Consider the following 17,920-nt stretch of genomic DNA (forward strand, 5'->3'; position numbering starts at 1 on the left):
TGCTGAAGCCCAGGGAGGGGCGCTGCCGGCATACCCAGCTCTCATGATGCGGTCCTGTGCCAGGGTGCCGGTTACCGCAACGCTCGGAGGAGCGCCAATGATCCGCCAACGAACACTGAAGAATGTGATTCGGGCGACCGGCGTCGGTTTACACACCGGCGAGAAGGTCTATCTCACGCTCCGCCCGGCGGCGGCGGATACCGGTATCGTCTTTCGCCGCACCGATCTCGATCCGATCGTCGATCTTCGGACCAATCCACTGAATGTTGGCGACACGCGGCTCTCGACCACCCTGTGCAATGGCGACATTCGGGTCTCCACGGTCGAGCATCTGCTCTCGGCCTTCGCCGGCCTTGGGATCGACAATGCCTTTGTCGATCTGAGCGCGGCTGAGGTGCCGATCATGGATGGCAGTGCGGCGCCCTTCGTGTTCTTGCTCCAGTCCGCCGGCATCGAAGAGCAAAACCGTCCACGCCGCTTCATTGCGATCAAGAAGCCCATCGTGGTCGAGGATGGCGATAAATATGCGCGCTTCGATCCCTGGGATGGATTCAAGGTCGAATTCTCGATTGACTTCGATCACCCCGTCTTCGCATCGCGCTTGCAAACGGCCATGATCGATTTCTCCACGACCTCGTTCGTCAAGGAGATCAGTCGCGCGCGCACCTTTGGATTCTTGCGCGATATCGAGGCCTTGCAACAGCAAAACCTCGCGCTCGGCGGCAGTCTCGATAATGCCGTTGTGGTCGATGATTTCCGCGTGTTGAACGAAGGCGGTCTCCGTTACGAGGATGAATTCGTCAAGCACAAGATCCTGGATGCGATTGGCGATCTCTATTTGCTCGGGCATCCGCTCATCGGTGCGTTTCATGGCCATAAATCCGGTCACGCCTTGAACAATCGGTTGCTGCGCGCCCTGCTCGCCGATCAATCGGCCTGGGAAGAGGTCACCTTCGATGATAGCGTCGAACGACCCATTCGCTACGGACAGCCGATCACGGCGAATTGAGCCCATCCGGGAGTCATTCGCGGTGACTCACAGCGACACGCTCTCAAGACGGTGCTCGCTTGCAATCGCCTAGCGGTTTAGAATGGCGCGCACCCTAGGGTTCGCGCAAGGCGCTCGAGCGCCAATGACAGCTCGGAACGTCCGGCCTCGTTGCCATCCGGACTGCCGCGCGCGCGCTCGACTGCGGGGCTAGACACCGGCGGCGGATGCCGAGGGACGGATCGCACCCCGCGCGGCAGCACGCGTACCCGATAGGTCTCGACTTCAATGCCAGCGGGGGCAAGGCTGGCGATCAGTTCAGAACAAAGAAACCGAACACGGTCAACCCAGACAGGGGAATCAACACACAGCGTCAGTTCGCCCGCCAGCAGGGAAGCCTGATGGCAATGCCTTGCAATGTCTGCGGGCAAGTGGGTGCGAATCTCGCTCAGTAGCTGCTCGCGTCGCTCGACCTCATCGAGTAAGGCCGCGATGGGCTGACTTGCGCGTAAATGACGACGAATATGTGATGTTGACTTGGGCATGGATTGAGCCTCGGCGTTATCGAGAATGATGTCCACACGTCCGTTCGGCATGGCCGCGCAATCTTCGTCGCGCGTTATGACCGAATTTGATCACGACACGCAGCTTAGCGAGTTAGCCCGGCTGCGAGCGTGAATGACAAAACGGCTCGGAGAAACGATGCAACGGCTCAACGACAGTGACTCTCAATCCGGCTACAGCTCTGTAGCACTCCTTGCGGTGATGCTGATCGCCATGCTAGCAGGCACCACCGGCTTCTGGCTTGGTAAGCACCGCTTTTCGACACCCGCCCACATCGATCTAGAAACCGTCCTCACCCATGTCAACGCACGGCATGTCGACCGCGCTGAGCGCGATGATGAGGCCGAACTCGACAGTATCGCGATCCGCGTCGGGCAGCTCCAGGCCGAAGTCATCCGCATCAATGCGCTTGGCCAGCGCCTCGTCGAGATGTCCGGGCTCGACAGCGAGGAATTCGATTTTCTCCGCCCCGCCCCCTCGGGTGGCCCGGAGAAGGCAAGCCTGCGCGAGAACAGGGTCGATGAGGTTGCCCAGGATCTCGCCAAGGTGCTCGCCGAGATCGATGATCGCAAACGCAAGCTCGGCCTGCTCGAAACCCTGATCATGGAGCGCGACCTCAACAGTCAGGCGGTTCCAGATGGCTGGCCACTGACCACCGGCGGCGTGGTCACCTCAACCTTCGGACTGCGGCGCCATCCCATCACCGGGCGGCGCAGCATGCACAAGGGCATCGATATCGCCGCCAAGCACGGCGCCGACATCGTCGCCATGGCCGACGGCCTCGTGATCTTCTCCGGGCGCAAGAACGGCTATGGCAACATCGTCGAGATCCGGCATGCCGATGGCCTAGAGACCTGCTATGCGCACAACTCGCGCAACCTCGTCAGCGAGGGCGAGCTGGTCACCAAGGGACAGATCATCGCCAAGCTCGGCTCAACAGGACGCTCGACAGGTCCCCATGTCCACTTCGAGGTGCGACGTGAAGGCAAGGCCCTCGACCCCATGCGTTTCCTCGATCTCAACGAACGCTCGCGCCTCGCCCGTCTCTAGAATCTGTTGCCGCGCAACGGTCTTTCCAAGCCCCGCTCATCGAGCCTATCGCGCTGATCCCAGCGCCGCGCGACGGACGGGCTTGTGGACGCCAACCCCGCGAACGCCGGCAATCCTCTGCAGAGGGCTGCCGGCGTTCGCGGAGCCGGCACCATCCGGCGCTCGGGTCTGCGATCCCCCGGCGACTCCGGTATCATGCCGCGTCAATTCCAGCCCACTACCTAAAGAGCCCCAATCATGGCCCTACGCCTTTTCCGAAAGGTCTTCGGCAGCCGTAATGAGCGTTTGGTCAAGCGGTTGATGAAGTCCACCGAGCAGATCAACGCGCTCGAGGACAGCCTCACCACGCTCTCCGACGAGGAGCTGCGTGCGCGCACCGGTGTCTTTCGTGAGCGGCTCGCCGAGGGCGCTACCCTCGATGACCTCCTGCCCGAGGCCTTCGCCGTCGTGCGCGAGGCCGGCAAGCGCGTGCTCGGCATGCGCCACTTCGATGTCCAGCTCGTCGGCGGCATGGTCTTGCACGACGGCAAGATCGCCGAGATGCGCACCGGCGAGGGCAAGACCCTCGTCGCCACTCTCGCCGCCTATCTCAATGCCCTGCCCGAGAAGGGCGTACACATTGTCACCGTGAACGACTACCTGGCGCGGCGCGACGCGACCTGGATGGGTCAGCTCTATCATGCGCTCGGTCTTAACGTCGGTGTCATCAATAGCTCCGGGGGTATGGGGCCGGACAACGCCTCGTTCCTGTTCGACCCGAACTATGAGCCGCCCGAGCAAGAGGGCTACCGGCATCTGCGTCGCGCCACCCGCCGCGAGACCTATCATGCCGACATCACCTACGGCACCAATAACGAATTCGGCTTCGACTACCTGCGCGATAACATGGCGTTCACGCCCGAGCAGCGGGTACAGCGCGATCCCTACTACGCGATCGTCGACGAGGTCGACTCGATCCTGATCGACGAGGCGCGCACCCCGCTGATCATCTCCGGGCCGTCGGAGGGCAACACCGAACTCTATACCAAGATCGACACGATCATCCCGAGCCTGACACGCCAGGAGCCGATCAAGAACGAAGAGGGCCAGCCCGACTTCGGCCCCGGTGATTACTCGGTCGATGAAAAGGCGCGCCAGGTCTACCTCAGCGAGGAAGGCCACGAGAAGGTCGAGCAACAGCTCGCCGAGCTGGGCCTGCTCGGCGCGGGCGAGAGCCTCTATGACGCCGGCAACATCGTGCTCATGCACCATGTCTACGCCGCGCTGCGAGCGCACGCGCTGTTCCAGAAAAACGTCGACTACATCGTCCGCGAGGGGCAGATCATCATCGTCGACGAGTTCACCGGCCGCACCATGCCGGGCCGGCGCTGGTCCGAGGGTCTGCATCAGGCGGTCGAGGCCAAGGAAGGCGTCGCAATCCAGCAGGAGAACCAGACGCTGGCCTCGATCACCTTCCAGAACCTGTTCCGACTCTACCCGAAGCTCGCCGGCATGACCGGCACCGCCGACACCGAGGCGTTCGAGTTCCAGAGCATCTATGGGCTCGAGGTCACGGTGATCCCCACCAATCAGCCAATGGTCCGCGATGATCGCGGCGATCTGATCTATCTGACCCAGGAAGAAAAGTACCGCGCGATCATCGAGGACATCCGCGATTGCGTCGAACGCGGCCAGCCGGTGCTGGTCGGCACCGCCTCGATCGAGACCTCGGAGCTGGTCTCGCAGAAGCTCAAGGACGCGAAGATCCCGCATGAGGTCTTGAACGCCAAGCAGCACGAGCGCGAGGCCGGCATCATCGCGCGGGCCGGCGAGTCCAGCGCGGTGACCATTGCCACCAACATGGCGGGCCGTGGCACCGACATCGTGCTCGGCGGCAACCTCGATGCCGAACTCGAAAAGGCAGTCAACGAGTCTGATCGCAGGCGCATCAAGGCCGACTGGAACCGCCGCCATGCCCAGGTCATCAAGGCCGGCGGCCTGCATGTGATCGGCACCGAGCGCCACGAATCCCGTCGCATCGACAACCAGCTGCGCGGGCGCTCCGGGCGCCAGGGTGATCCGGGCTCGACCCGCTTCTATCTCTCATTGCAAGACAACCTGATGCGCATCTTCGCCTCCGAGCGCGTGGCCAATATGATGCAGCGCCTCGGCATGCAGGATGGCGAGGCGATCGAGCACCCCTGGGTGACCAAGGCGATCGAAAACGCTCAGCGCAAGGTCGAGGGGCGCAACTTCGATATCCGCAAGCAGTTGCTCGACTACGACGACGTCGCCAACGATCAGCGCAAGGTGATCTATCAGCAGCGCCGCGAACTCATGGATAACGACGATGTCTCCGAGACCATCGTCGCGATGCGCCAGGACGTGCTCAACGAGCTGATCAACAGCCATATCCCGCCACGAAGCCTCGAGGAGCAATGGGATGTGGCTGGGCTCAGTGCGGCGTTGCAGGATGCCTACGGTGGCGACTGGCCGATCCAGCACTGGCTCGATGAGGACGACGAGCTGCACGAGGAGACCTTGCGCCAGCGCATCGTCGCCCAGCTCGAGGCCCAGGCGGCTGAAAAGGAGACGCTGGTCGGCGCAAAGAACATGCGCCAGATCGAGAAGGCGGTGATGCTGCAGACCCTCGATACCCAGTGGAAGGACCATCTCTCGCAGATGGACTACCTGCGCCAAGGCATCCATCTGCGCGGCTATGCGCAAAAGAATCCGAAGCAGGAGTACAAGCGCGAGGCCTTCGAGATGTTCTCGGCGATGCTCGCGAGCATCAAACAGGATGTGGTCAAGACCTTGGCGCGGATGCAGCTGCAGATGCCTGAGGACATCCTGCCACGAGGACCGAGTCCAGAGGCGTTCCAGTTCAAACACGAAGCCTTCAAGGGACTACCCGCCACGGCCAAACAGGCCGCCGAGGCCGGCGCCGGGCCGGCGCCGCATCAGGCTGCGGCGAGCGACACCCATCGCCCGGACGACGCCGAGGAGGCGCAGCCCTTCGTGCGCGATGGTCGCAAGGTCGGTCGCAACGAACCCTGTCCCTGCGGCTCGGGGAAGAAGTACAAGCAATGCCATGGGCGCGTCGCTTGATGCCCAGCGAGTCACCGATGCCCAATCACGCCTCTATTCGTGGCGTCCGTGTCGCCGCCGTGCCGGCCGCAATCCGCTATCGCGATCGCGATGACCTGGTCTTGATCGAGCTGCCGGAGGGAACCGCTTGTGCGGCGACCTTCACCCGTAATGCCTTCTGCGCGGCGCCGGTCACCGTTGCGCGTGAGCATCTGGCGACAGCCGCCCCACGCTGGCTGTTGATCAATGCCGGCAACGCCAATGCTGGCACGGGTCGCCGGGGGCTTGAAGACGCTGCGGCCTGCTGTCAGGCATTAGCGGCGCTGAGCGCTGTGGAACCGGCTCGGGTGTTGCCCTTCTCGACCGGCGTGATTGGTGACTATCTGCCGGTCGATCGGCTCACGGCGGCACTGCCGACGGCGCTCTCGGCCCTCGACGAGGACGGCTGGGACGCCGCCGCGCGCGCGATCATGACCACCGATACCCAGCCCAAACGCGCGACGCGACAATGGAGGCTCGGCGACCGGCAGGCGACCTTGACCGGCATCGCCAAGGGCGCCGGCATGATTCGGCCCGATATGGCGACCATGCTTGCCTTCATCGCCACCGACGCGGCGATCGAACCGGGGCTGCTGCAACAGTGCCTGAGTCAGGCCGTGGATGGCTCGTTCAATGCGATCAGCATCGACGGCGATACCTCGACCAATGATGCCTGCGTGCTGGCCGCCGCCGGCACCTTGGGCAATCCACCGCTCGATGATCCCAACGCGCCTGAATTCATCGCCTTTCAGCAGGCACTCGCCGCGCTCTGCGAGGAACTGGCGCGCGCCATCGTCGCCGACGGCGAAGGCGCGACCAAGCTGGTCAGCATCGAGGTCAGCGAGGCGCGCGCCCCAGCCGAGGCTCGCCAGGTCGCCGAGACCATCGCGCATTCGCCCTTGGTGAAGACCGCGCTCTTTGCCTCGGACCCGAACTGGGGGCGCATCCTGGCCGCTGTGGGGCGCGCGGGTCTGGAGGCACTAGACATCGACAGGGTGCGCATCTGGCTCGACGAGGTGCTGATCGTCTCCGGCGGGGGCCGCGATCCGAGCTATGAGGAGACCGCCGGACGCGCCGTGATGGCCCAGGAGGCGTTCAGCATTCGGGTCGCGCTTGGCCGGGGCAGCGCCAGCGCACGACTGCTGACCTGTGATCTCTCCTATGAATACGTCCGCATCAATGCCGAGTACCGGACCTAGAGTTGGGCTAATCCATGTCGCTGCTGGGGTTCTGACTGATCGCGACGGGCGAGTTCTGATCGCCCAGCGCCCCATCGGCACGCACCAAGGCGGCCTCTGGGAGTTTCCGGGCGGAAAGCTGGAGCCCGGCGAGCCCGTCGAGCAGGGCCTTGCCCGCGAACTCAACGAGGAACTCGGCATTCAGGTGATCGCCTCGAGGCCGCTGATCCGCCTGCGGCACGATTATGGCGATCGCCTCGTCCTACTCGACATCCATCGCGTGCTCGACTACCAGGGCACGCCCAGCGGGTGCGAGGGTCAAGCGTTGGATTGGCAGCGCCCAGAACACATGGACCCCGCGCGCTTCCCGGCCGCAGACCGCCCCGTCATTAGTGCGTTACGTCTGCCGAACCGCTATCTGATCACGGGTGCCGGTGCCGATATCGGTGCCAATGCCGGACCCAGCGACCCGGACGCCTTCGTCGCCCGACTCGAGCGGGTTCTAGCGCGTGCCGCTCCGCGCATCGTCCAACTGCGCGCGCCTGGACTTGATGCCAAGGCCTATGCCCAGCTCGCCCAGTGGTGCGCCAGCGTTTGCCGCGATACCCAGGCCCGGTTGCTGCTGAACTGCGATCCCAAGCTCGCCGCCGAATTGCCCGGCACCGGCCTGCATCTGACCGAGGCCCGGCTTTCGGCATTGACCGAACGCCCCAAGATCGGCAAGCCGCTGATCGGTGCTTCTTGTCACAGTGCAAACGCGCTGGCCAAGGCGGCCGAACTCGGGCTCGACTACGCGCTGCTCTCACCCGTGCGACGCACGCGCAGCCATGCCGATGCGATCCCGCTGGGTTGGTCGCGCTTCGCCGAGCTGGTTGAGGATGCCTGCCTGCCGGTCTATGCCTTGGGCGGTGTCGACGAGGCCGATCTCGACACCGCCATTCGCCATGGCGCCCAGGGCGTCGCTGGCATCAGCGGCTTTTGGGGTTGATCAGCGGTGCCTGCGGCAACAGCTGGGAAGCTCGCGCCTCGCTCAGAGCGGAAGCACTCCCCATAGGAGCAGGAGGATCACCGCGAACGCGCCAACCGCATGCAGCAATCGGTCGTGCCACCGATGCTGGCGATGCAGCGCCTCGATGCGGCGATCGAGACTGGCACGCTCGGCAAGCGCGGGCTCGATGAAGGTGCGGCGGTGATCAAGCTCGATGGCATCGGCCGCGATCACCGCTTCCTCGAGCGTCACCGCGTAGCGACGCGGTTCCAGGGTGATGAGCTGGCGATGCAGGCGCTCATGCAGATGCATCAAGGCGGCATCGATATCGTCGAAGCAAGCGGCGAACCCCAGCCCGGGGTGATCGGGCCGGGGTTCGTGATCCCGCGTACTGACCAACACCACATCCGTTTGATCTGGCGGTTGATCAGGCGGAATCTCGAGCAGTAAGTAGCCTTTTTGCATCAGTGTCGTAGTGGTGCACTCAATGCGCCTTGCGGCTCTCGTCGTCCATGACGCTCCCCGGTCAGGCCGCCGTCCAGCACTGGTCCGCCTGGTGGCTCAACCAACCTCGGCGACCAGCTCCCAGTTGCACTGATCAATCAGCTCTAGCGTCTCGCGTTTCAGGGGCGCGCGCTGGTCGGGTTTGAATTCGCGGCCGTTCGACCAGGCCTGCTCGGCGAGTTCGGCCTCTAACTGCAGCCCCTGGCGACGGAGATGCCATAAGGTATGGGTTTGTTTCGGAGTCATCATTCATGCCTCAATCTGGCAGGCCACTGGGATAGCGATGACGTGACCTGAATTATTAATTGCTCATATACCATACTCTGATCGTCTCCGCAGATCATCCGCCGCCGTGATCGTCCAAGACGTGCGTCTAAAAGGCGACAGGTTGTGCCGGCCTAGGTGCCGATAGCATAGCGTAATCAGCGCTCCTGCCAAACACCGCCGGCATCGCCACAGGCTTGTTCGCGCTGGGTGTCGGCGCGAAATGCTGCGCCGCGTCAATCGATCAGCCCCTAACGGCTTTTCTCGCAAGCGGATCGGCCTTATGTTGAGAACGCGACACGTTTCTACCTCCTGTCGATCAGTCGTCCCTGAGCAGAATCATTGAGATGGACCAACGGGTATCAATCCCTCTAACCTTGGCGCAATTACCGGTGGGCGCCTCCGCCGTGGTCACCCAGATCGTTGGTGGTCATGAGCTGCACCGCAAGCTGCGCGGACTCGGCATCCGCCTCGGCACCGAGCTACGGGTCGAGCATCGACGCGGCTCGGGGCTCGTGGTGTCGGCCGGCAATACGCGCATCGCGCTGGGCGGCGGCATCGTCGAGAAGCTGACCGTCAGCAGGCTCGACCAGCCCTCGAACTCAGCGCCCCAACCCGACTAGACCCGACGAGCGAGGCATCCGCCTCTCATGGAGCCGCGCCGCGATGAATCGCAAGCCTGACGAGCCAAACACTTCGACGCCGTCCAAGGCGCCCTTGATCCTGGCGCTGGCCGGCAATCCCAACTGCGGCAAATCCGCGCTGTTCAACGCGCTCACCGGGATTCGCCAAACCACAGGCAACTGGCCTGGGGTCACGGTCGAGCGCCGCGAAGGCCGCAGCGAACTCGATGGCCGCCCCGTGCGCGTGATCGACCTCCCCGGCATCTACTCCCTAGACGCGGACTCACTCGACGAACAGGTCACCCGTGACTATCTGTTGAGTCGCGAGGCGGATCTGATCATCAATGTCGCCGATGCCTCCAATCTCGAGCGCAACCTCTATCTGACCATCCAGCTCCTGGAACTCGATGTCCCGGTCGTGCTGGCGCTCAATATGATGGACGTCGCGCGCAAGCGCGGCATCGCGTTCGACACCGACGCCCTTGCCGAGAAACTCGGCTGCCCGGTGGTGCCAGTGGTCGCGGTCTCCAAGGAGGGCATCACCGAACTCAGCGCGCGGGCACTCGCCGTCGCCGATGGCCGCGAGCCCGGCGGTCATGCGCTCGGCCATGATGAGATCGTTGAACAGGCCATTGCCGAGCTGGCCCCCAGACTCAGCGGCGAGTCCGAGCGCAATCAGCGCTGGCGCGCGTTGAAGCTGATCGAGACCGGTCCCGAGGCTCAGACCCAAACCCGACAGGCCCCCGAACTCGAGGAACGGATACAGCATTGGCGCCGGGCGATTGCCGCGCGCTCCGGCGAGGACGCTGACATCCAGATCGCCGACACCCGCTTCGCGCATGCGCACGCGCTGGCCAAGACTGTGCAGCGCCAGCGCGGTGGCGCCGGTGGTCATCTGTCCGATGCCATCGACCGCGTCGTCCTCAGCCGCCTCTGGGGCATCCCGCTGTTCCTGGCGATGATGTACCTGATGTTCGTGTTCACCATCAACATCGGCGGCGCCTTCATCGACCTGTTCGACGGCGTGGCCAGCGCATTGTTCGTCGATGGCCTGGGCGCGCTGCTGGGCCAGCTCGGCGCCCCGGATTGGCTCCGGCTGATCCTGGCCGATGGTGTTGGCGCCGGCCTCACCGTGGTCGCTACCTTCATCCCGATCATCGCCAGCCTCTACATCTTCCTCTCCGCGCTCGAGGATTCCGGCTACATGGCGCGCGCGGCCTTCGTCATGGATCGCTTCATGCGCTCGATCGGGCTGCCCGGCAAGGCCTTCGTGCCGTTGATCGTCGGCTTCGGCTGCAACGTCCCCGCAGTGATGGCGACGCGCACGCTCGAGAACGAGCGCGAGCGCAAGCTCGCCATCCTGATGAACCCCTTCATGTCCTGCGGCGCAAGGTTACCCGTCTACGTGCTCTTCGCCGCCGCCTTCTTTCCGCATTCCGGCCAGAACGTCGTCTTTGCCCTCTATCTGACCGGCATCGCGATCGCGCTGCTCACCGGCCTGGTCATGAAACGGACCCTGCTCGCCGGCACCAGCACGGGCTTTATGATGGAGCTGCCGCCCTATCACATGCCCCGGCCGCGTGGGGTCTTGCTGCGGACCTGGGATCGAGTCAAGCTGTTCCTGCGCGAGGCGGGTAAGGTCATCATCATCATGGTCGTGATCCTGAACCTGCTCAGCTCGATCGGCACCGACGGCCGCCTGGATCAAACCGACAGCGACGACTCGATCCTAGCCGCAGCAAGCCGTCTGGCCACGCCCTTGTTCGCGCCCATGGGGATCGGCCAAGACAACTGGCCCGCCGTGCTCGGCATCTTCTCCGGTGTGTTGGCCAAAGAGGTCATCGTCGGCACCCTGGATAGCCTGTATAGCCGTCTCGCGGTCGAAGCCGCGCCCGAGGAGGATCAGCCCTTCCGTCTGGGGCCGGCGCTCGGCGCCGCGCTCGCCACGGTCCCGGCCAATCTGAGCGAGGTGGGCCGCAGCATCGCCGATCCGCTGGGGGTGGGGATTGGAGCGGAGGTTGATCCTGACGCGATCGCCGCCGAGCAAACGCTCACACCCGGCACCTTCGGCGCGATGGAAGCGCGCTTCGACGGGCGTGCTGGTGCCTTTGCCTATCTGCTGTTCGTGCTGCTCTACTTCCCCTGTGTGGCCACCCTGGGTGCCATCGTGCGCGAGGCCGGCGCTCCGTGGGCCAGCTTCGTGGCCGCCTGGACGACGGGTATCGCCTACATCACCGCGACCCTGTTCTACCAAACGCTGACCTTCGAGCGGCATCCGCTCGCCTCCGGGATCTGGATCGGCGCCTTGCTCGTGCTCCTGATCTTGATCTTCACCGGCCTCCGCCTATGGGGCCAGCGCGGTCGGACGATGTCCCTCGGCACCGCGTGCGAACACGTCTGATGTTGATCCAAGCCCGCGATCTGGTGCGCCAGCAGGGCCTGGCCTCGCTGCAGGAGGTGGCCTTGCAGCTCAGCGTCTCGACCGAGGTCGCGCGGGCGCTGCTTGAGAAGTGGGTCGAGAAGGGACGCATCGAGCGCCTCCCAACACCCACCGCTTGCAGCGGCTGCACCCTCTGTGACAGCGCGCCGCGCGAACTCTATCGCTGGTCCGAAGTCAGCGATGACAGCGGCGCTCACTCCCTGTCCGGCCACAGCTCCAAGGTGCCGAGCACTTGCTCTGCGGCGGGGCCCTCCCAGGGCCAGGGATGCGATTGGCCCGATAACCAGTCATCGAGCTGATCGGCGCGGAAACGCGACAGGCGATGCCCGGATTGCCCAAGCGGCAGGGTGCCGCGCGTCGCGCCCCAGTCGCTCGGCGCGAACACCACCCGCATCGAGGCGACATTGCCGATCTCGCGCGGATGCGTCAGCGGTGCCAGGGCCACGTCGATGGTGCCATGATCGCCGCCACGGCCGATGGGCCCAAGGTTGAAAAGCGCCCCGAGCAGTGGCTGCCCGTCGAAGGCATGCGGGAAGGTCAGCCGACGAAGCTGGGCCAAGGTCGGCGTCTCCTCCTCCAGCGGCACAGCCTCTTGTAAGGCGCGCGCCGTCGCATGCAGTGCCCGCGCCCAGATCGCGGCTGGGCCCTCCTGTTGCTCCGGCGTCTCGCGATCGTCCCAAAAGCGCGATTGGTCACTGCGCATCGCCTCGGCCAGCGGTCCGTAGGTGCGGGTCTCCAATCCCATCAGCAGTTCCAGATCCGGTCCCAGTTCGTCGCCGTAGAGCGCCCGATAGAGGGCTGGGCGCAACAGCACGAAGAACGCGGCCGGCCGGCTGTCCTCCGAAAAATCACCCGACCACTCCAGCAGCCGTGTCTCCGCGAGACGAGCCGCCGCTGGATCGAGGCGCTTGATCTCGGGGAGATGCCGCCGCAAGGAGGCCAAGTAGAGCGTCGTCTCCAGGCTGACGCGATCGGACTGCATGCGTTCCATCCGACCGAGATCGAACGCTCCTGGCCGATCCAGCAGCGCCTTGATCCGTTGCGCCCGGAACGGCGCCAGCCAGGAATGGCCGATCACCAGCCTGTCCTCGCCGCCTGCGGTCATCGCGTCGTTGGCGCTGACCAAGCGTTCGCTGTCCGGATCGGAAATGCCGGGATTGCGCGCGAATGGCAGGTAACCGTTCCAACCATAGCCAGACTCCCAACCTGGCGCCGGAAAGGCCCCGCTGCCGCGTCCACGGCGCGGCATGAGGCCCGACACCTGCCAGGCGATCCGGCCATTGCGATGCGCGAAGAGCAGGCTCAGCGCGACCTGGCGAAAATCCTCGGCGGCCGCGCGCGCCTCCTCGATGCTGGTCGCGGTATTGAGCCGCCACAGGCCGACGAAGGCGCGATCCGGGCGATCGAAGGTCGTGCGCAGGGCGATGCGCTCGCGCGGGCGGCGCACCGCCGCGAGACCGGCGGGATTTGCATCCGGTGTCTCCAGCAAGGCATCGATCAGCACCCCATGACGGGTCGAGCGAATCGGCAGCGCGATCGTCTCTTGCAGCCCTTCGGAGGCACCTGCCACCGTGATCCGCTCGACCCGCACCTCGATCGGCTCCCAGCGGCCATCGGGTCGCAACACCTGCGTGCCATCCTCACTGACACGCTCCAAAAAGACATCCTGCGTATCGGCCACGGCAGCGGTGATCCCCCAGGCCAGGTGCTCATTGTGCCCGAGCAGGATCCAAGGCACGCCTGGTAGGCTGACGCCAGCGGCGTGATAATCCGGCGCCTGCATCTCCAGCTCGTACCAGGAACTCGGGAGCGACACGAACAGATGCGGATCATTCGCGAGCAGCGCGGCACCATCGCGGGTCCGCTGCCCGGTGATGGCCCAGGCATTGCTCAGGGCCTGGGCGGCACGGTCCACCCTCGCCGACGCTGGCGCCGATATCGAGGCAAGCGGCATCGAGGCAGGACGCCTCCCGGAGGCGAGCCGATAATCCGGCAGCTCGAACGCATCGGCGGGTGCCGGTTCGCCGACATCGGTCGGAAACAGCTCCAACGCGCGGGCATTGCCCAAGCGTTGCGCGAGCCGCAGAAAGACCAGCTCCTCGGCAAGATTCCCCGAGTTGAGCCACGCCATGTAGGCACCGACAAGCAGGCTATCGCCTGGCTGCCAGGGGCTGGGCTCGAGCCCAAGCACCTGGTATTCGAGCGGCAAACGGCGCTCCGCGATCGCCTGGTGCAGATAGGCATTGACGCCATCGGCGTAGCGCCGCAGCAAGCGTTGCCAGCGTGGTTCGAGCGCATCAAGAGACATTTGTGCCGCATGGGGCAGTCCGATCGTGCGGTAGAAACGATCGGCGACCAGCGCACCCTCGCCAAAGAGTTCGGCCAGACGTCCACCCGCGAGCCGGCGTAACAGATCCATCTGCCAGAGCCGCTCGCGGGCGACGACGAACCCTTGGGCGAGGAGCAGATCATCGAGGCTTTCGGCCTGGATGCTCGGCACCGCGTGAGGACCGTAGCGCACCGTCACCGGCTGTTCGAGCGCGGCGAGCTTCAGGTGACCGTCGTAGCTCGGATTGGGGCGATGCAGCCACCAATACAGCAGCCCTGCGACGACAAGGAGCGTCACGGCGAAGCCGAGTAAAAGCCAACGCCATCGCGAGCGCATGCGAGTGAGCAAAGATCAGCGTCGGATGGAAGCGCGCGCCAGACCCAACGGAACCGGCGCCGGCCAAACGGCTCAGCGCTGGCCAGCGCCGATCGGGTCCGACTAATTGCGCAGTGCCTTGACCTCCTTTGCGGTCACCGGGGGCGCATCATTACCCCAGTTGGCGCGGATATAGCTCGCGACGGTGGCTAGCTGCTCGTCGCTCAGCACCGAGCCGAACGAGGGCATCACCACATGCGCCGAGAACGCCTCCGAGGGATCGGCCGGGGCACCGAGCAACAGGGTCTTGAGCACATCATTCGGCTGCTCCTGGTTGACCACTGGATTGCCGCGCAACGCCGGGAAATAGGGTTTCAAGCCCTGACCATGATCCTGATGGCAAGCGCTGCAGTTCTTGACGTAGAGCGCACGCCCCTGCTTGTACTGCTCCTCGGTCAGCATCTCCGGCACCCGAGGCTGATGGCTCGGCTCGGTCTTCGCCGGCATATCCTTCAGGTAGACGGCCATCGCGCGTAAGTCGGAGGCCGCTAGCTTCGAGAGACTCTCATGCACCACTTCGGCCATCGGCCCCAAGGCCGCAGTTGCCGGGGCATCACTCGGATCCGCCTCGGCCGAATCAGCCGAATCGGAATCGGTCGGCGCCAACCCAGTCCGCAGGAAGGTGGCAAGCTCATCAACGCTCCAACGACCAAGACCCTGATGGAGATCGGAGGTCAAGTTCGGCGCATACCAGCCATCGATGATCGCCCCCGTCATCGCCTTCGAAGGTTCGGTGGCTCCGGCCAGATTGCGCGGGGTATGGCAGGAGCCACAATGGCCGAGGCCCTCGACCAGATAGGCACCACGATTCCATTCATCGCCGCGCTCGGGGTCGGGCTCGAAACGACCTTTTTCTAAGTAGATCATCTGCCAGCCGAACATCAAATCACGCGCCGAGAACGGCCACCGCAGATCGGTCTCCGGCGGCTGATAATTCGAAGGCTCGAGCGACATCAGGTAGTCCTTGATCGCCAGCAGATCATCGTCCTTGACCTTGGTGTACGACGGATAGGGCAGCGCCGGGTAATAGGGCAGCCCGCTTGGCGAGATGCCATCCTGCAAGGCATGCAGGAAATCCTCATCGCTGAACGAGCCGATGCCAGAACCCTTCGAGGGCGTGATATTCGGCGTATAGAGCGTGCCGAACGGGGTTTCGATCGGCAAACCACCCTCGAACGGCTTGCCATCAGGGCGTGTATGGCAAGCGGCGCAATCACCCGCGATCGCCATGTATCGACCGTACACCAACCGGCCTTCGGATAGATCACTGGCGGCGGGCGCGGTTTCGGCTGGCTCATCACCAGCAACCGCGAGCGCGCTGGCGCACAGTAGGCCAGCCGTCAAACTCAGAGCGCGAAAACGCATAACCGATCTCTCCATCTGCAGCGGGATGAGTTGGGTTCAGAAGGCAAGGGTTCCATGTCCGGTCGCGTCCTTATCGAACACATCCAGATAGGCGGTGAAGATGGATAGGATCACCAAGGCCGCGAACAGGAGCATCAGCGGGATCAACAGGAGCATCAGCACCACGATCAACGTCTCCGAGAGGGTGCCCAAGAGCGCTGTCAGTAGACCGAAGATCAAGCTGGCACCCACCAGGATAAACAACAACGCCAATCCGTAGACGGCGAAGGGAACGATATTCTTCCAACACGCGCGAAAGCTCATGCGCATGGCCTCCACCGCCGTCATGCTATCGAACACAACCAGCGCTGGCGCGAACCAGTACAGCATCAGCAGCGGCACCAGACAGAGCATCGCCAGCAACAGGAAGAGCCCAAGCCCAGGCCCGACGACAGCGGCAACCAGTGCCGGATCATTCGAACTCAACGCCTCCATCGACCCGGCCGTTAAGGCGCCGGTCGCCACCGCAATGAGTCCGGCCACGAGCGAGGCCACCATCAAGCCAACCACATAGAGCAACCCAACGATCGCCAGCTGCGTGCCTTGATGGGAAAAGCCATCAAAGGCCGTCGCCGCTCTCAGGGTTCCGGTGCGCTGCTGGGCGCGGGCGCCAAGCATCAGGCCACCGGCAAAGACGGGTCCCAGGATCATCGACGCCAAGGAGCCAATGATCGGCACCAGGCTGAGCACCACGGTCACCAAGTAGACCAAGGCCAGAGCCGTGAGCCAGGCCCGGGGCTGCTGTTTGAATTGCGCCCAGGCCTGTTTGATCCAGCCCCAGCCATGGCTGGCCGGACGCGCTGTTGGGCCGAGCAACGGACGCATCCCCCCTGTCGTGGTCACCCCTGATGCTGGCCACGAGGGAGGCGGTGACGCGGACGAGGGGGCCGACGACTCCGCGCTCGAGCGCGGAGTCTGGTCAGCGACAGGGTCAGGTGCAGACTCGGCTGCCTGCGCCGCATCGGACGCGGTCGCTGCGGGCGACCTCTGCTCGCCAGTAGCCCCCGGCATCGGCTCGATGCGCGCCACGAGGCCAATCTCCTCGAGCACCTCGAGATAACGCCGGGCGTTGGCCTCATCGACATCACTCTTCAGCACCCGGACTTCTCCGGCGCTGATCAGGGAACGTGCCTTGTCCTCGGTCACCTTGAACACCGCAGCGAAATCCCGCACGGCCTCCTCGGCATGGGTCGAGGGGTTGAGCGTTCCGGTAAAAACCACCTGAAAGACCTGCGCCATCAATCCACTCCTCAAGCGGTCAACCGCTTCTTCATCCAGCTCAATAATCCCGGTTCCGCCTCCCAGACATCACGCATCGCCTCGCGATAGAGCCAGGCCTGATCCTCCCCGCCGGGGGTGAACCCGGCATCGTCCAGGGTCGGGCGTTTGATGCGCTTGCGCAGCAGGAAACGCGGGATCCGCGGCAAGCGGTCGACCGCGCTGCTCAGCGCGCGTGCCGCGCGCTCCTGCTGGCCGAGCCGATAGAGCGCGAGCACCTCGCCATAGGCCAGATCGGCCAGCAGATCGTTCGGGAACCGACGCGCCAGCTCCAAGGCCTGGCGGTCCGAGCGGGCGCGCAGATAATGGTTCATCAACTCGGCGCGCGCGCCATGATTGTCCTGTGGGTTGAGGACCAGCAAGCGCTCGACCACCGCTGCAGCGGCCTCCTCGCGCCCCGCCTCGGCCTCGTGCAGATAGGCGCGGAACAACAGCCTCAGCGCCGGCCGGTTACGCTCGGCACTCCAAGGCAGACTGGCGATGCCGGTCGCCGCCACCGAGGTATCGATGATCGCGAGCGCGCGTTGATAGAGCGGACCGAGCAGCGTATGCGCGACCCAGGGCAGGCTACTCTCCGGATGCTCATACAACGCGGTCGCCAGATCATCGAGCACATCCAGGCTATTCGCCGCGCTCGGCTGAGCGGTGAGAAACCGCATCCAATCGTCGCTGTCCCAGAGCGCGCCGTCATCGAGCGCCGAGAGCTGGGTCGAATAGGGCTTCGAGGCCGGGAAGACACGGTGCCATTCACGCTCGATCCCACGCAGATCGGTGCTCGGCAACAGGACGCCAATCGCGCCAGACATGGGATAGGCGCATTCGCTCGGGAA

The 17,920-nt window shown here is 64.4% G+C and carries 15 protein-coding genes; 8 read left to right on the top strand and 7 right to left on the bottom strand.

Features of this window, described 5'->3' with window-relative positions; translation table 11 throughout:
* Window positions 1–97: 97 nt before the first annotated feature.
* Window positions 98–1,009 carry a UDP-3-O-acyl-N-acetylglucosamine deacetylase gene (lpxC, locus tag AC54T3_RS09555; RefSeq protein ID WP_496624248.1) on the top strand — a complete coding sequence of 304 codons (912 nt, stop codon included), beginning with the start codon at window positions 98–100 and terminating at the stop codon, window positions 1,007–1,009.
* Between the two features lie 77 nt (window positions 1,010–1,086).
* On the opposite strand, the gene AC54T3_RS09560 is transcribed toward lpxC, so the two are convergent.
* A complete protein-coding gene (locus AC54T3_RS09560) occupies window positions 1,087–1,584 on the bottom strand; it encodes a DciA family protein (RefSeq protein WP_496624250.1) in 498 nt (165 codons plus the stop codon).
* 106 nt (window positions 1,585–1,690) lie between these two features.
* Between AC54T3_RS09560 and AC54T3_RS09565 the strand changes: the two genes are divergently transcribed.
* The 4 genes from AC54T3_RS09565 (at window position 1,691) to AC54T3_RS09580 (ending at window position 7,873) form a co-directional block, all read left to right on the top strand.
* Window positions 1,691–2,602 (top strand): M23 family metallopeptidase, encoded by a 912-nt coding sequence (locus AC54T3_RS09565; protein ID WP_496624252.1) that lies wholly within the window; start codon window positions 1,691–1,693, stop codon window positions 2,600–2,602.
* Window positions 2,603–2,839: 237 nt separating this feature from the next.
* Entirely contained in the window at window positions 2,840–5,689 is a 2,850-nt protein-coding gene (gene secA, locus AC54T3_RS09570) for a preprotein translocase subunit SecA (protein ID WP_496624254.1), read from the top strand.
* 17 nt (window positions 5,690–5,706) lie between these two features.
* Window positions 5,707–6,906, top strand: coding sequence for a bifunctional glutamate N-acetyltransferase/amino-acid acetyltransferase ArgJ (gene argJ / locus AC54T3_RS09575; RefSeq protein ID WP_496624256.1), 1,200 nt, complete (start codon window positions 5,707–5,709; stop codon window positions 6,904–6,906).
* On the top strand, window positions 6,887–7,873 hold the full coding sequence (locus AC54T3_RS09580) for a Nudix family hydrolase (RefSeq protein ID WP_496624257.1): 987 nt from the start codon (window positions 6,887–6,889) through the stop codon (window positions 7,871–7,873). The genes argJ and AC54T3_RS09580 overlap by 20 nt, the downstream gene beginning before the upstream one ends.
* Before the next feature lie 42 nt (window positions 7,874–7,915).
* Here AC54T3_RS09580 and AC54T3_RS09585 read toward each other — a convergent pair whose 3' ends face one another.
* Window positions 7,916–8,338, bottom strand: coding sequence for a hypothetical protein (locus AC54T3_RS09585; RefSeq protein WP_496624258.1), 423 nt, complete (start codon window positions 8,336–8,338; stop codon window positions 7,916–7,918).
* Between the two features lie 96 nt (window positions 8,339–8,434).
* Complete coding sequence (locus tag AC54T3_RS09590) at window positions 8,435–8,626, bottom strand: hypothetical protein (protein ID WP_496624260.1); 192 nt, start codon at window positions 8,624–8,626, stop codon at window positions 8,435–8,437.
* Between the two features lie 362 nt (window positions 8,627–8,988).
* Here AC54T3_RS09590 and AC54T3_RS09595 point away from each other — a divergent pair, with 362 nt between their 5' ends.
* The 3 genes from AC54T3_RS09595 to AC54T3_RS09605 are packed head-to-tail and all read left to right on the top strand — an operon-like array spanning window position 8,989 to window position 12,003.
* Window positions 8,989–9,264 carry a FeoA family protein gene (locus tag AC54T3_RS09595; protein ID WP_496624261.1) on the top strand — a complete coding sequence of 92 codons (276 nt, stop codon included), beginning with the start codon at window positions 8,989–8,991 and terminating at the stop codon, window positions 9,262–9,264.
* A gap of 43 nt (window positions 9,265–9,307) precedes the next feature.
* A complete protein-coding gene (gene feoB, locus AC54T3_RS09600) occupies window positions 9,308–11,665 on the top strand; it encodes a Fe(2+) transporter permease subunit FeoB (protein ID WP_496624263.1) in 2,358 nt (785 codons plus the stop codon).
* Complete coding sequence (locus tag AC54T3_RS09605; protein ID WP_496624265.1) at window positions 11,665–12,003, top strand: FeoC-like transcriptional regulator; 339 nt, start codon at window positions 11,665–11,667, stop codon at window positions 12,001–12,003. Before feoB ends, AC54T3_RS09605 begins: the two co-directional genes overlap by 1 nt.
* Here the strand turns inward: AC54T3_RS09605 and AC54T3_RS09610 are convergent.
* From AC54T3_RS09610 to AC54T3_RS09625, 4 genes are all read right to left on the bottom strand, one after another.
* Entirely contained in the window at window positions 11,898–14,330 is a 2,433-nt protein-coding gene (locus AC54T3_RS09610) for a penicillin acylase family protein (protein ID WP_496624266.1), read from the bottom strand. The two genes, AC54T3_RS09605 and AC54T3_RS09610, sit on opposite strands and share 106 nt — an antisense overlap.
* A gap of 141 nt (window positions 14,331–14,471) precedes the next feature.
* Window positions 14,472–15,773 (bottom strand): c-type cytochrome, encoded by a 1,302-nt coding sequence (locus AC54T3_RS09615; protein ID WP_496624268.1) that lies wholly within the window; start codon window positions 15,771–15,773, stop codon window positions 14,472–14,474.
* 36 nt (window positions 15,774–15,809) lie between these two features.
* A complete protein-coding gene (locus AC54T3_RS09620; RefSeq protein WP_496624270.1) occupies window positions 15,810–17,051 on the bottom strand; it encodes a BPSS1780 family membrane protein in 1,242 nt (413 codons plus the stop codon).
* An 11-nt stretch (window positions 17,052–17,062) separates the two neighbouring features.
* On the bottom strand, window positions 17,063–17,920 hold an 858-nt coding region (locus tag AC54T3_RS09625; RefSeq protein ID WP_496624272.1), incomplete at its 5' end, for a tetratricopeptide repeat protein.

It is taken from the genome of Halochromatium sp. NSM3, from assembly GCF_059621085.1.

What these genes read in the sequence shown, in the direction of transcription:
- AC54T3_RS09595 (WP_496624261.1), top strand. Translation starts at nt 8,989, where the DNA reads ATGGACCAACGGGTATCAATCCCTCTAACCTTGGCGCAATTACCGGTG.
- AC54T3_RS09580 (WP_496624257.1), top strand. Translation starts at nt 6,887, where the DNA reads ATGCCGAGTACCGGACCTAGAGTTGGGCTAATCCATGTCGCTGCTGGG.
- argJ (WP_496624256.1), top strand. Translation starts at nt 5,707, where the DNA reads ATGCCCAATCACGCCTCTATTCGTGGCGTCCGTGTCGCCGCCGTGCCG.
- AC54T3_RS09605 (WP_496624265.1), top strand. Translation starts at nt 11,665, where the DNA reads ATGTTGATCCAAGCCCGCGATCTGGTGCGCCAGCAGGGCCTGGCCTCG.
- AC54T3_RS09560 (WP_496624250.1), bottom strand. Translation starts at nt 1,584, where the DNA reads ATGCCGAACGGACGTGTGGACATCATTCTCGATAACGCCGAGGCTCAA.
- AC54T3_RS09590 (WP_496624260.1), bottom strand. Translation starts at nt 8,626, where the DNA reads ATGATGACTCCGAAACAAACCCATACCTTATGGCATCTCCGTCGCCAG.
- AC54T3_RS09565 (WP_496624252.1), top strand. Translation starts at nt 1,691, where the DNA reads ATGCAACGGCTCAACGACAGTGACTCTCAATCCGGCTACAGCTCTGTA.
- lpxC (WP_496624248.1), top strand. Translation starts at nt 98, where the DNA reads ATGATCCGCCAACGAACACTGAAGAATGTGATTCGGGCGACCGGCGTC.
- secA (WP_496624254.1), top strand. Translation starts at nt 2,840, where the DNA reads ATGGCCCTACGCCTTTTCCGAAAGGTCTTCGGCAGCCGTAATGAGCGT.
- AC54T3_RS09585 (WP_496624258.1), bottom strand. Translation starts at nt 8,338, where the DNA reads ATGCAAAAAGGCTACTTACTGCTCGAGATTCCGCCTGATCAACCGCCA.
- feoB (WP_496624263.1), top strand. Translation starts at nt 9,308, where the DNA reads ATGAATCGCAAGCCTGACGAGCCAAACACTTCGACGCCGTCCAAGGCG.
- AC54T3_RS09620 (WP_496624270.1), bottom strand. Translation starts at nt 17,051, where the DNA reads ATGGCGCAGGTCTTTCAGGTGGTTTTTACCGGAACGCTCAACCCCTCG.
- AC54T3_RS09615 (WP_496624268.1), bottom strand. Translation starts at nt 15,773, where the DNA reads ATGCGTTTTCGCGCTCTGAGTTTGACGGCTGGCCTACTGTGCGCCAGC.